This is a genomic window from Rugamonas sp. FW305-51 (assembly GCF_058786935.1).
The window spans coordinates 18,132-30,438 of the sequence record NZ_JBYSZG010000047.1 but is presented as its reverse complement, the minus strand read 5'-3'; the positions used below and the strand labels follow the sequence as shown (position 1 = coordinate 30,438).

The 12,307-nt window shown below is 69.2% G+C and carries 11 protein-coding genes; 9 read left to right on the top strand and 2 right to left on the bottom strand.

The window, feature by feature from the left end; all coding sequences use genetic code 11:
* Window positions 1-91 precede the first annotated feature (91 nt).
* The 7 genes from AC3WOS_RS23760 to AC3WOS_RS23730 are packed head-to-tail and all read left to right on the top strand — an operon-like array spanning window position 92 to window position 6,729.
* A complete protein-coding gene (locus AC3WOS_RS23760; RefSeq protein ID WP_492719150.1) occupies window positions 92-697 on the top strand; it encodes a hypothetical protein in 606 nt (201 codons plus the stop codon).
* Complete coding sequence (locus tag AC3WOS_RS23755; RefSeq protein WP_492719148.1) at window positions 685-1,275, top strand: hypothetical protein; 591 nt, start codon at window positions 685-687, stop codon at window positions 1,273-1,275. The genes AC3WOS_RS23760 and AC3WOS_RS23755 overlap by 13 nt, the downstream gene beginning before the upstream one ends.
* A complete protein-coding gene (locus AC3WOS_RS23750; protein WP_492719146.1) occupies window positions 1,272-1,859 on the top strand; it encodes a hypothetical protein in 588 nt (195 codons plus the stop codon). Before AC3WOS_RS23755 ends, AC3WOS_RS23750 begins: the two co-directional genes overlap by 4 nt.
* Entirely contained in the window at window positions 1,856-3,910 is a 2,055-nt protein-coding gene (locus AC3WOS_RS23745; RefSeq protein ID WP_492719144.1) for a secretin GspD/PilQ domain-containing protein, read from the top strand. Before AC3WOS_RS23750 ends, AC3WOS_RS23745 begins: the two co-directional genes overlap by 4 nt.
* Before the next feature lie 2 nt (window positions 3,911-3,912).
* Window positions 3,913-4,395, top strand: coding sequence for a type II secretion system protein (locus tag AC3WOS_RS23740; protein WP_492719142.1), 483 nt, complete (start codon window positions 3,913-3,915; stop codon window positions 4,393-4,395).
* A 5-nt stretch (window positions 4,396-4,400) separates the two neighbouring features.
* Entirely contained in the window at window positions 4,401-4,781 is a 381-nt protein-coding gene (locus AC3WOS_RS23735; RefSeq protein WP_492719141.1) for a type II secretion system protein, read from the top strand.
* Complete coding sequence (locus tag AC3WOS_RS23730) at window positions 4,768-6,729, top strand: MBL fold metallo-hydrolase (RefSeq protein WP_492719140.1); 1,962 nt, start codon at window positions 4,768-4,770, stop codon at window positions 6,727-6,729. The genes AC3WOS_RS23735 and AC3WOS_RS23730 overlap by 14 nt, the downstream gene beginning before the upstream one ends.
* A 23-nt stretch (window positions 6,730-6,752) precedes the next feature.
* Here AC3WOS_RS23730 and AC3WOS_RS23725 read toward each other — a convergent pair whose 3' ends face one another.
* Complete coding sequence (locus AC3WOS_RS23725) at window positions 6,753-7,541, bottom strand: ferredoxin--NADP reductase (protein WP_492719139.1); 789 nt, start codon at window positions 7,539-7,541, stop codon at window positions 6,753-6,755.
* Between the two features lie 198 nt (window positions 7,542-7,739).
* On the opposite strand from AC3WOS_RS23725, the gene AC3WOS_RS23720 reads away from it, so the two are divergent.
* Complete coding sequence (locus AC3WOS_RS23720) at window positions 7,740-8,966, top strand: M24 family metallopeptidase (RefSeq protein ID WP_492719138.1); 1,227 nt, start codon at window positions 7,740-7,742, stop codon at window positions 8,964-8,966.
* A 10-nt stretch (window positions 8,967-8,976) separates the two neighbouring features.
* Here AC3WOS_RS23720 and AC3WOS_RS23715 read toward each other — a convergent pair whose 3' ends face one another.
* Window positions 8,977-9,843, bottom strand: a complete 867-nt coding sequence (locus AC3WOS_RS23715) for a c-type cytochrome (protein WP_492719136.1) — start codon at window positions 9,841-9,843, stop codon at window positions 8,977-8,979.
* Between the two features lie 266 nt (window positions 9,844-10,109).
* On the opposite strand from AC3WOS_RS23715, the gene AC3WOS_RS23710 reads away from it, so the two are divergent.
* The gene (locus AC3WOS_RS23710; RefSeq protein ID WP_492719135.1) at window positions 10,110-12,299 is read left to right on the top strand and encodes a putative bifunctional diguanylate cyclase/phosphodiesterase; all 2,190 of its coding nucleotides are present in this window, start codon (window positions 10,110-10,112) and stop codon (window positions 12,297-12,299) included.
* The last annotated feature ends 8 nt before the right edge of the window (window positions 12,300-12,307 follow it).

Genomic DNA, 12,307 nt, shown 5'->3' with positions numbered 1-12,307 from the left:
GTCGCCGCCCGGGTCGCCACCGGGACCGCCATCGGGGCCGCCGTCCGGATCGCCCCTGGACGCATCGCCCGGGTCGCGGCCAGCCACGCCCATGGCGCGCCTGCGCCGCCGACTGGCGCGGCTGCTGCCGCCCGGCGCCGGCCATGTGAGCCGCATCTGCTTCGTGCCCGCGCCCGTGCCCCTGTCGGGCTGGCGTCTGGCCCTGCTGGCGGCCGGCCTGCTGGCGCTGGCGCCGGCCGCCATCAGCTGGAACGCCCGGCAGCAGGCCGTGGCCCGGCTGGAAAGCCAGCTGGCGCAGGCCCGGCCCCGCACCATCACCCGTCCCGCGCGCGCGCCGGCCGAGCAACGCGCGCTGGAGCAGCAGGTGAAGGCCGTGGCGGCCGCCGTGCGCCAGCTCAACCTGCCCGTGGCGCGCCTGATCAAGACCGTGCAGGCGCCGCGCGACGTGCGCGTGGCCCTGCTGGCGCTGGACCTGAACAGCCAGCCGGCCGCCGACGGCGGCGCCGTGCCCGCGGCGCCGGCCGGCGCCCTGAAGATCGCGGCCGAGGCGGAAACCATGCAGGACATGATCAACTACCTGGCCTTCCTCAACCAGCAGCCGCTGTTCCAATCGGTCTACCTGGTCAAGCATGAAATGAACGTGAACGCACCGGATCACCCCTACCGCTTCCAGATGGAGGCCCAATGGCATCAATGACGGCACCCAAGCTGACGCTGGCGCCCAACCTGTCGGCCCGCCTCGCGTGGCAGCTACGGCGCACCGTGCGCCGCACGGGCGTGCCCGCCATCGCGGGCGCGGCCTGCCTGGCGCTGGCCGCGCTGGCGTACTGGCATGGCACGCAACTGGAACAACGCCAGGCGGCGCTGAGCCGCCAGCTGGCCGTTGCCGCGCGCGCCGCCGCCACGCCGGCCGCGCCCGTGGTCACCGAGGCCGACGGCGTGGCCGCGTTCTACGCCTACCTGCCCGGCCACGACACCATTCCCGACCAGCTCGGCGAACTGGCCAGGGTGGCCCAGGCCAGCGGCGTGACGCTGGCCAAGGCCGAATACAAGGCGGAGCAGGACAGCCAGGCATCGTTCCTGCGCTACCAGATCACGCTGCCGGTGCGGGCTGAATTTACCAGCGTGCAGAACTTCATCGTGGGCGCCCTGCAGGCCGTGCCGGCGCTGACGCTCGATTCGGTGGCCTTCAAGCGCGAGCAGATCGAGACCGGCGAGGTGGAAGCGCGCATCCAGTTCGTGCTGCTGGTGCGCCTCGGCGGAGGGCGGCGATGAGGAAGATCGTCCTTGGCGTGGCGGCCGCCGCCACCCTGCTGGCCGCCTGGTTCGCGCCCGACCAGGATGGCGGCGTGGTGGGCCCGGCCGCCGCCACCACGCGCGAACCGGCCGCCGCACCAAGCGCCGACGGCGCAGGTAGCACCGGCCCCACCGTTGCGCCAACCGTGGCCGGTGCGGCGGCCGCTGCCAACGGCGCCCCGGCCACGCAATGGCTGGACCTGCAGATCCACCCGCGCGTGGCCGACGATGAACTGGGCAACCTGTTTGCCAAGCAAAGCTGGCAGCCGGAGGCGCCCAGGAAGGTGCTGCCGCCGCCAGTGGCCGAGGCGCCGCCGGCGCGGTCGGGCGCGGCGACCCAGCCGGGCGGCGCGCCGCCGCTGCCGTTCCAGTTCCTGGGCCGCTTTGTCGAGGATGGCAAGAGCGCCTACTTCCTGCAGGCGGACGGGCGCAACGTGGTGGCCCGCCCCGGCGAAAAGATCGACGACAACTACCTGCTCGAAAGCGCCGCCCACGGCGCGCTCCAATTCATCTACCTGCCGCTCAACGAGCGCCAGTCCTTAGCCGTAGGGGACAACAATTGAACCGTCACACCGCACTCGCCTTCCTGTCCCTGACCGCCCTGCTGTGCGGCTGCGCCGGCAGCCCCAGCTACAAGGAAGGCAACGCCCTGCTGGACGCGGGCCAGATCGACCAGGGCCTCGCCAAGCTGGAACAGGCCGTGCGCGACGACCCGCACAACGCCGAATACCGCATGGTGCTGCTGAACCGCAAACTGAAGCTCGTCAACGCTTACAACAGCCGCGCCGACCTGCAGCGCCAGCAGGGCGATGCGGCCGGCGCCGGGCAAAGCTACCAGCAGGCGCTGGCCATCGATCCGGCCAACAGCGTGGCGCGCCAGGGGCTGGCCGCACTGGCGCAGGACGTGCGTCAGCGCCGCATCATGGCCGAAGCGGAGCAGCTGTTCGCCCGCGGCGGCGACGCCAGCCTGGCCCAGGCCCAGGACGTGCTGCGCCCGCTGCTGCTGGAGCGCCCCAACCAGCGCGACGTGCTGCGCCTGAAAACGCGCATCGCCGACGCCCAGTCCCGGCTGCACCCGGCCGGCGGCCGGCTGGCGGCGGCCTACCGCAAGCCCGTCACCCTGGAATTTCGCGACGCGCCGATACGGGCCGTGTTCGACTTCATCGGCAAGGTCTCGGGCCTGAACTTCGTGTTCGACCGCGACGTCGATCCCAACCTGCGCGCCACCATCTCGGTGCGCGACGCCAGCATCGAACAGGCCATCTCCATGCTGCTGGGCGCCAACGGGCTGGAACAGAGCGTGACGGGCGAGCGCGCCATCACCATCTACCCCAACACGGCACAGAAGGTGAAGGACTACCAGCAGCTGGTGGTGCGCAGCTTCTTCCTGGCCAATTCCGACGTCAAGACGGTGGCCTTCACGCTCAAGACCCTGCTCAAGGCCAGGGACATCGTGACCGACGAGCGGATCGGCATGATCATGATGCGCGACACGCCGGAGATGGTACGCATGGCCGAACGCATCATCGCCGTGCAGGACGTGGCCGACCCCGAAGTGATGCTGGAAGTGGAGGTGCTGGAGGTCAAGCGCACGCGCGGCCAGGAGCTGGGCATACGCTGGCCCGACGGCGCCGGCCTGACCCTGCTCGGCCAGGGCAACAGCCTGCCGGGCAACCTGAAGGTGGCCGACCTGCACCGCATCAACGGCGAGAACATCGCGCTGGGACTGGGCTCGGTGGCCATCAACGCCACCGGCACGGACACCGATAGCAACATCCTGGCCAACCCGCGCATCCGCGTGCGCAACAAGGACAAGGCCAAGGTGCTGATCGGCGACCGGGTGCCCGTCATCACCGTCACCACCAACAACGGCGTGAGCTCGGACAGCGTCAACTACGTGGACGTGGGCCTGAAACTGGACGTGGAACCGAACGTCTACCTGGACGACGAGGTGGCCATCAAGATCAACCTGGAAGTGAGCAGCGTGGTCAAGGAGGTGACCAGCAAGTCCGGCACCCAGGCCTACCAGATCGGCACCCGCAGCGCCGCCACCGTGCTGCGCCTGCACGACGGCGAGACCCAGGTGCTGGCGGGCCTGATCAGCGACGAGGACCGCAAGACGGCCTACAAGGTGCCGGGGCTGGGCGAGGCGCCCGTGCTGGACCGCCTGTTCGGCAGCCAGAAGGACGACAGCACCCGCAGCGAGATCGTGCTGTCGATCACGCCGCACGTGCTGCGCGCCATCCAGCGCCCGGAAATGAGCGCGGCCGAATTCAATTCCGGCACCGAGACCGAGATCGGCGGACGCGGCGCGGCCGGCCTGGTGCTGGCCTCGGCCGGTGCAGTTACAGGCGCAGTTACAGGTACAGGCGCCGGCCAGCCTGCCCTGCCCGCGCGCGCCGCTTCGGCCATGACCGGTGGTTCGCCCATGACGGGCGCCGACGCGCCGCTGGCGCCGCCCACGGAGCCGGCCGCCGCCGGCGCGATGGGCACGGAGCCGGCCGCCGACAACGGCGCCCGTGCGGACGGCGATGGCAACGCCCCGCCGGCGTCGCCGGCCGTCAAGCCGGTGCCGCCGGGCGGCATTCCCTACGCGCCGAAGAAGGGGCAGTGAGCATGGCGGCCCGTCCCCCGCGCCAGCGCGGCTTCACCTTCATCGAGCTGATGATCACGCTCACCATCATGGCCACGCTGGCCACGGTGGCCGTGCCGATGGCGCAGGTGGCCCTGCAGCGCGACAAGGAACGCCAGCTGCGCGCGGCCCTGATCGAGCTGCGCGAGGCGATCGACGCCTACAAGCGGGCCGCCGACAACGGCCGCATCAAGCCGGGTCTGGGCGAATCGGGCTACCCGAAAAAGCTGGAAGAGCTGGTGGAGGGCGTGCCCGACCAGCGCAGCCCGCGCAAGCAGAATATGTACTTCCTGCGCCGCCTGCCGCGCGATCCGTTCGCCCCGCCCGGCACCAGCGCGGCGGCCAGCTGGGCCAAGCGCAGCTACGCCTCGCCGCCGGACAACCCCACCGAGGGCGAGGACGTGTTCGACGTGGCCTCGCGCTCGGACGCGGTGGGCCTGAACGGCGTGCCGCTCAAACAATGGTGACGGCCATGCACAGGCGCGCGCGGGGCGGCTTCACGCTGATCGAACTGCTGGTGGTACTGGCCATCATCTCGTTGCTGCTGACCATCGCCCTGCCGCGCTATTTCGGCTCGGTGGAAAAGTCGAAGGAAGTGGCGCTCAAGGAAAACCTGCAGGTGCTGCGCAGCGGGATCGACAAGTATTACGCCGACAAGGGCGAATACCCGTCCGCGCTGGCCGACCTGGTGGCGCAGCACTACTTCCGCACGGTGCCGCTGGACCCGGTGACGGAATCGTCTTCCACCTGGCAGCTGCTGCCTTCGCCCGACGTGGACAAGCCGGGCGTGGCCGACGTGCGCAGCGGCGCCAAGGGCAATACGCGCGAGGGGGTGCCCTTTGGCCAGCTGTGAACGGCGCCGCGCCAGGCCCGCCCCCGCGCGCGGCTTCGCCTACCTGTGGACGCTGCTGCTGGTGGCCTTCATGGGCGTGGGCCTGACGGTGGCGGGCGACCTGTACGCCACGGCGGCGCGGCGCGACAAGGAACGCGAGCTGCTGTTCGTGGGCCATGAGTTCCGTAACGCCATCGGCCGCTACTACAACGCGGGCGGGCGCAACCAGTATCCGCAGACGCTGGAAGAGCTGCTCAAGGACCCGCGCTTCGCCGGCGCCACGCGCCACCTGCGCCGGCTGTATGCCGATCCCGTCACGGGCAAGGCGGAATGGGCGCCGGTGCTGGTACAGGGCCGCATCGCCGGCGTGCATTCGCTGTCGGCCCAGCAGCCCATCAAGCAGGATCATTTCGAGGACGACGACGCGGGACTGCGGCAGAAGGCCCACTATGCGGACTGGGTGTTTACCTATCCGCACGACCTGTTCATCCCGCCCCAGAACGGCGCCGCCCCCGCGCCCGGCGCCCGGCGCCCGGCCCGCAGGCTCGCCCATGCGGGGAGGATAGAATGGCGGCTTGAGAACCATCCTTTCGCTGCCTGCCAGCGCGCCGCCATGAGCCTGACCATTTCCCGTATCCTGCACGCCGGCTATGTTTTCGAATGCGGCGCCACGCGCATCGCCTTCGATACCATCTTCGAAAATCCGTTCAGCCGCAACTGCCACGCCTTTCCCGACGTACGCTTCGACCTGGAGCAGATCCGCCGGCAGCGCTTCGACGCCGTCTTCATTTCGCACTTCCACGACGACCACTGTTCGCTCGAAAGCCTGGACCTGCTGGACCGCGACACGCCGCTCTACCTCTACTGCCTGTTCGACGAACTGTTCGCCATGCTGCGGGAGCTGGGCTTTCGCCACGTGCATGCGCTGCGGCTCAACGTGCCGGTGACCGTGGGGACGATGGAGGTGATCCCGCGCGAGGCGCTCGACGCCGACGTCGATGCCATGTTCCAGGTCCGGGCCGAAGGGCTGAATGTGCTCAACGTGGTCGACGCCTGGATCGCCCCCGTCACGCTGGCCGAACTGGCGCAGGACGCGCCGTGGGATATGGTGCTGTGGCCGTTCCAGACCATGCGCGAGGTGGAGGTGCTGATGCCGTCCCGGGCCGAGATCGATCCGGTGGAGATTCCCGCCGAGTGGCTCGAGCAGCTGCGGGTACTCAAGCCCCGCTACGTCGTGCCCAGTTCCTGCCAGTTCCAGCAGGAGCCGTGGTCGTGGTACAACCGGGCCTTCTTCCCGCTCACCTACCGGCTGTTCGGGCAGGCGGTGGCGGCGGCGCTGCCGCAGGCGCAGGTGGTGCGCCTCGATCCGTCCGTGTCGGTGACGCTGGACGCGCGCGCGCTGGTGCCCGCGGCGCCGCTGCCGTGGGTGATCCCGGTGGGTGAACAGAACGTCGATTACCAGTACGACGGCCATGCTGCGCCGCCCTCCACGGCCGACATCGCACGCCATTTCGCGCCGCTCACGGCGCAGCAGGCGCAATCGGTGCTCGACTATTGCCGCGCGGGCTTGCTGGAAAAGTATGCGGGGATGGAGCTGCCGGAGGACAGCTATTTCGAGCAGGCGCGCGTCTGGCGCCTGTCGCTGTACGACCACGCGGGCGCCGTCACGCAGTTCCGCTACCGGGTAGAGAAAGACAGCATCGCGCTGCTGCCGGACGACGATGCCAGTCCGCTGGGCTGGACCACGGAAGTGCCGCTGGCCAAATGCCATGCGGCACTGGCACTGGGCGAGTCGCTCACGTCGATGTACCTGCGCATCAACGACACCGTGTTCGACGCGGCCACCGAGGCGGAGATCCAGACGGCGGAGCTGGTGGACGATCCCCTGATCCGCTGCCTGTTCAACGACGCCTTCGGCGCCTATCAGGCCGCCCAGTTGCGCCGGCTGCAGGAGCGCGGCGCGAGCTGAACGCTTGGGAGTCGTTCAAAAATTTACTTCTCGACGAAGGCCCGTTCCACCACGTAGCTGCCCTGGTTGTTCATGTTGCCTTCGGTAAAGCCCTTGGCTTTGAGCATGGCCGACAGGTCGTGCAGCATCGCAGGGTTGCCGCAAATCATCACGCGGTCCTGTTCCGGGTCCAGCTGGTCCAGGCCGAATTCGGCCGCCAGCGCGCCCGTCTCCAGCAGCTCGGGGATGCGGCCGGAGCGCACGAACGGTTCGCGGCTGGCCACGGGGCAGTAGATCAGCTTGTCCTTGATCAGCTCGCCCAGGTATTCATGGTCGTGCAGCTCGGCCTCGATGAATTCCTTGTAGCCGAATTCGCTCACGAAGCGCACGCCGTGCACCAGCACGATGTGCTCGTAGTCGTCGTAGTACTCGGGGTCGCGGATGATGCTCATGAACGGCGCAAGGCCCGTGCCGGTGCTCAGCAGGTACAGGTTGCGGCCCGGTTTCAGGTTATCCTTGATCAGCGTGCCGGTCGGCTTCTTGCCCACCAGGACAGTGTCGCCCACCTTCAGGTGCTGCAGGCGCGACGTCAGGGGACCGTTCGGCACCTTGATGCTGTAGAACTCCAGGTCCTCGTCGTAGTGGGGGCTCACGATGCTGTAGGCGCGCACCAGCGGACGGCCTTCCACTTCCAGCCCCATCATCACAAACTGGCCGGACAGGAAACGCAGACCCGCGCTGCGCGTGGTTTTAAAGCTGAACAGCGTTTCGTTCCAGTGGTGGACCTGGGTCACAGTTTCGGAGTAGTAGTTGGGGTAATTGGCAGTGGTCATACAGGTAGGGATGGCAAGTTGACGGAGATGCATCTTTGGCAAGGCGCGCGGGCGCCAGAGGGGCAATTGTACATCTTCCACTACATGCTTGCATTTTGGGCGCCCGCCGGCGGCCGGTTCGGCGGCCGGAACTGCTATCATCGGCGCAGCGCAGACACACTGATCCGCGCTGCCACGGAACCACAACTGGAGACCAACATGACCATAGGCGGCAACACCATCGAACAAGCACTGGCCACCCTGTCCGACATGACGGCGGGCGCCGTCCCGATCGGCCCGGACGAGCACCGGCAACGCATCCTGAAGGCGCAAGCGCACATGCGCGACCGCGGCATCGCGGCCATCTACCTCAACGCCGGCGCCAACCTGACCTACTTCACCGGCACCCGCTGGTCGGCCAGCGAACGGATGGTGGGCGCCATCCTGCCGGCCCATGGCGCGCTCGAATACATCGCCCCCGCCTTCGAGGAAAGCACGCTCAAGGACTTCATGCTGGTCGAAGGCCACGTCAACTGCTGGCAGGAGCATGAAAGCCCGTACCGCCTGTTCATCGCCACCCTGCAGCGCATGGGCATAGGCGCGGACGCGGACCGCCCGCCCCGCATCGGCATGTGCGAAAGCGCCGCCTACTTCATCGCCGACGGCATCGCCCCGCTGGCGGCCGGCTACACCCTGGAGAACGCCCGCAGCGTGACGGCCTGGTGCCGCAGCCGCAAGTCGGCCAATGAAATCGCCCTGATGCAGCGCGCCAAGGACATGACGCTGGCCGTGCACGTGGCCACCGCCAGCATGCTGCGCGAGGGCATCACGACGGTGGAAGTGGAGGAATTCATCCAGCGCGCGCACCGCAAGGTGGGCGCCTCCGGCTCCTATTTCTGCATCGTGCTGTTCGGCGAGGCGACCGCCTATCCGCATGGGGTAAGCTACGTGCAGACCCTCAAGCAGGGCGACACGGTGCTGATCGACACCGGCTGCAAGCTGCACAACTACATCTCCGACATCACCCGCACCTATGTGTTCGGCCAGCCCAGCGAACGCCAGCGGGCCGTGTGGAACAGCGAGCAGAAGGCGCAACTGGCCGCCTTCAACGCGGCGCAGCTGGGCGTGCCGTGCGAGGACGTGGACCGCGCCGCGCGCCGCGCGCTGGAGGAGGATGGCTACGGTCCCGGCTACAAGCTGCCCGGCCTGCCCCACCGCACCGGCCACGGCATCGGTCTCGACATCCACGAGTGGCCCTACCTGGTGGGCGGCGACGAGACGGCACTGGACGTGGGCATGTGCTTCTCGAACGAACCCATGATCTGCATCCCCGGCGAATTCGGCGTGCGCCATGAAGACCACTTCTACATGACGGAGCACGGTCCAAAATGGTTCACGCAACCGGCCTACAGCATCGACGACCCGTTCCGCCTGCAGCGCAAATAACCGTCGCCCGCTACGGCGCCGCCTTGCCGCCGAACGGCTGCGGCGCCAGCGAACGCAGATAGGCCGTCAGCGCGCGCACGTCGGCGTCGCTGATGTTGCGGTACCAGTCGAAAGCCATGGGCGGCTTGTAGTGGGCGCCCTTGCGGTCGGTGCCGGTGCGCAGCGCCTGGGCGATCTGGGCGTCGCTCCATCCCTTGAGCCCCGTCTCGTGCGGCGTCAGGTTGCGCGACGTGCTCTCGCCCCACGGCCCCTTGAACACCTGCCCGCCCGCGCCCGGGTGCGCCATGTCGAGCATGCCGTCGGGCTGGCGCGGCGTGTGGCACTCCAGGCAGTGGCCGATATTGGCCAGGTACTGGCCGTAGCGCAGCGTATCGCTGGCCGGCGGCGCCTTGACCCGCCCCACGGGCGGTCCCCAGGCCGGCGGCAGCGGCATATGGTAGACGGACCTGGCAACCTGGTTGGCCACCGGCGGCTGCGCCCGCAGCCAGGCCACGATGGCCGCCAGGTCCTGGTCCGACAGTTTGCTGTAGTAGGTCACGGGCATGGGCGGGCCGATCAGGCTGCCGTCCGGCCGGATGCCTTCGCGGATCGCCCGGCCCAGCTGGGCGTCGCTCCAGGCGCCGATGCCGGTGGCCCGGTCGGGGGTGATGTTGGCCGCATAGGCCTGGAACGCGGGCTCGTCGAACAGCCGGCCGCCGGCCAGCCCGCGCGCGGCGATCACGGCACCCTGCTCGTCGCGTACGGCATGACAGTTGCCGCAGGCCACTACCCCTTCCATCAGGTATTTTCCACGCGCAAGCAGCGCGCCCGGTGGCGCCGCCAGCGCGCCCTGCACTGCACACCACGCCGCCATGGCGGCCAGCCACGTCTTGCCCATGCTATCCCCCGTTTCGTGGAATGAACAAGCTGACCATGCTGCCACGATTGCCGGCGCGCGACAAGCAGCGTGCGGCATGCCCGCAACAGACCTGGCGGCGCGGGCGCCCCCGGCGCGCTCTGAGCGAAGTCAAAGCAAGGCGACACTGCGCTTGCATGGGGGCCAAAAATGCAGGCAAAAAACGGGCGCGGTGCTATAGTCATCAAGGATGATGCGCCCTGCCGGGCCCGCCGGACCGCGCGGCGCACCCGCTCCCCCGACTCCCCATGGCAACGACCGACGCTCACGGCTTTGCGCGCTACGGCTGGCTCACCGCCGGCCTGTCGCTGCTGTTTTGCGCCACCTTCTGGCCCTATGTGTGGAGCGAAAAACAGATCGGCCGCGCCAACGAGGTACGCCATGACAGCATGTTGCTGGCGGCGGAACTGCGCCAGACGTCGGACGACCTGAGCCACATGGCGCGCAGCTATGTGGCCACCGGCGAACCGGCCTTTCGCCGCCATTACGACGCCATCCTCGCCATCCGCGACGGCAAGCGCCCCCGACCGCTCGACTACCATGTCGTCTACTGGGACCTGGTGCCGGCCGACGGCCGCCCGCCGCGCGCCGACGGCCCGGCCGTGGCACTGCTCGAGCTGATGCGCCGGGCCGGCATGACGGCGCCCGAACTGGCGCTGCTGCAGCAATCGAAGACCAATTCCGACCGCCTGGCGGCCATCGAGCACGCAGCCATGGCGCTGGCCGGGCCGGGCGCGGACGCGGCGGCGCGGGCCCAGGCCAGCCGCATGCTCAACGACGCCGCCTACCACCAGGCCAAGGCTGCCGTCATGCGCCCCATCATGCAGTTCCAGTTCCAGCTCGAGCAGCGCACCGGGGCCAGCGTGCGGGACGCCGAGCGGCACGCGCGGTGGACCCGCCTGCTCTTCCTGCTGGCCGGCGCGCTGGTGGTGGCGCTGCTGCTGCGGGTGCTGCGGGTGTTGCGCAACACGCTGGGCGCCACCGTCGGGGTGCTGCATGCCAGCATCGCGCGGCTGGGCGGGGGCGATTTCACCACCCCGATCGCGGTCATCCCGGGGCTGGAAGACAGCGTCCAGGGCTGGCTGGCCGCCACCCGCGCCTCGCTGGCCGCCAGCGACGCGCACCGCGCCAAGGCCGAGCAGCAGGTGCGCTTCCTGGCCCATTTCGATCCGCTCACCGGCCTGCTCAACCGCACCCGCATGAGCGAACTGGCGCCGCTGGCGTTTGCCGCCGCGGGCCGGGCCGCCCACCCGGTGGCGCTGCTGTTCCTCGACCTGGACAACTTCAAGGACATCAACGATGCGCTGGCCCACAGCGTGGGCGACGCCGTGCTGGCCGAACTGGCGCACCGGCTGCGCGCCCAGCTGAGTCCACAGGACCTGGCCTGCCGTCTGGGCGGCGACGAATTCATCCTGCTGCTGTGCGGCGTAGACGCGGCCGAAGCGACCACGCGGGCGCAGCGGCTGCTGGCCGCCGTCGCCGCCCCTTGCCGCATCGAGCAGTACGACCTGAACCTGTCGGCATCGATCGGGGTGGCCATCTATCCCGACGACGGCGCCGACCTGGACCTGTTGCTGCAGCGGGCCGACATGGCCATGTACAGCGCCAAGCACGCCGGCCGCAACGGCTACCGGCTGTTCGCGCCGCGGATGCAGGAACAGTTCGCGCGCCAGCTGCAGCTGGTGGGCGCGCTGCGCCAGGCGCTCGGCAGCGACCAGCTGCAGGTGGTGTACCAGCCGCAGGTGGCGCTGCACAGCGGTGCCGTGGTGGGCGCGGAAGCGCTGCTGCGCTGGCAACATCCCGAGCTGGGCGCCGTGGCGCCGGTCGAATTCATTCCGGCGGCCGAACACAGTGGCCTGATCCTGCCGCTGGGCGAATGGGTGCTGCGCCAGGCCGCGCGCCAGGCGCGCGCCTGGATCGACGAGGGCCTGCCGCCGCTGAAGGTGGCCGTCAACCTGTCGGCGGTGCAGTTCCGCCATCCCGACCTGCCGGAACTGGTCAGCCGCATCCTGCGCGAGGAGCGGCTGGCGCCCGAATACCTGGAACTGGAGTTGACGGAAGGGGTGGCCATGCACGATCCCCATGGCGCCGTGCTCACCATGAACAGCCTGCACGAGCGGGGCGTGCGCATGTCGATCGACGACTTCGGCACCGGCTTCTCGTCGCTCAGCTACCTCAAGCAGTTCAAGATCTACAAGCTCAAGATCGACCGTTCGTTCGTGCGCGACATCGACAGCAATCCGGAAGACCAGGCCATCGTGGCGGCCATCGTCAGCATGGCGCGCGGCCTGGGCCTGAGCACCATCTCGGAAGGGGTGGAAACGGAACAGCAGCTGGCCCTGCTGCGCGAACAGGGTTGCGACGAAATCCAGGGTTACTACTACAGCCGGCCGCTGACGGCCGAGCGCTTTGCAAGCTTCGTGCGCGCGCGCCTGTGAGGCGGGCG

Excerpts from the sequence above, each read along its gene's own strand:
- AC3WOS_RS23750 (WP_492719146.1), top strand. The coding sequence starts at position 1,272 with ATGAGGAAGATCGTCCTTGGCGTGGCGGCCGCCGCCACCCTGCTGGCC.
- AC3WOS_RS23735 (WP_492719141.1), top strand. The coding sequence starts at position 4,401 with ATGCACAGGCGCGCGCGGGGCGGCTTCACGCTGATCGAACTGCTGGTG.
- AC3WOS_RS23725 (WP_492719139.1), bottom strand. The coding sequence starts at position 7,541 with ATGACCACTGCCAATTACCCCAACTACTACTCCGAAACTGTGACCCAG.
- AC3WOS_RS23755 (WP_492719148.1), top strand. The coding sequence starts at position 685 with ATGGCATCAATGACGGCACCCAAGCTGACGCTGGCGCCCAACCTGTCG.
- AC3WOS_RS23760 (WP_492719150.1), top strand. The coding sequence starts at position 92 with ATGGCGCGCCTGCGCCGCCGACTGGCGCGGCTGCTGCCGCCCGGCGCC.
- AC3WOS_RS23710 (WP_492719135.1), top strand. The coding sequence starts at position 10,110 with ATGGCAACGACCGACGCTCACGGCTTTGCGCGCTACGGCTGGCTCACC.
- AC3WOS_RS23740 (WP_492719142.1), top strand. The coding sequence starts at position 3,913 with ATGGCGGCCCGTCCCCCGCGCCAGCGCGGCTTCACCTTCATCGAGCTG.
- AC3WOS_RS23715 (WP_492719136.1), bottom strand. The coding sequence starts at position 9,843 with ATGGGCAAGACGTGGCTGGCCGCCATGGCGGCGTGGTGTGCAGTGCAG.
- AC3WOS_RS23720 (WP_492719138.1), top strand. The coding sequence starts at position 7,740 with ATGACCATAGGCGGCAACACCATCGAACAAGCACTGGCCACCCTGTCC.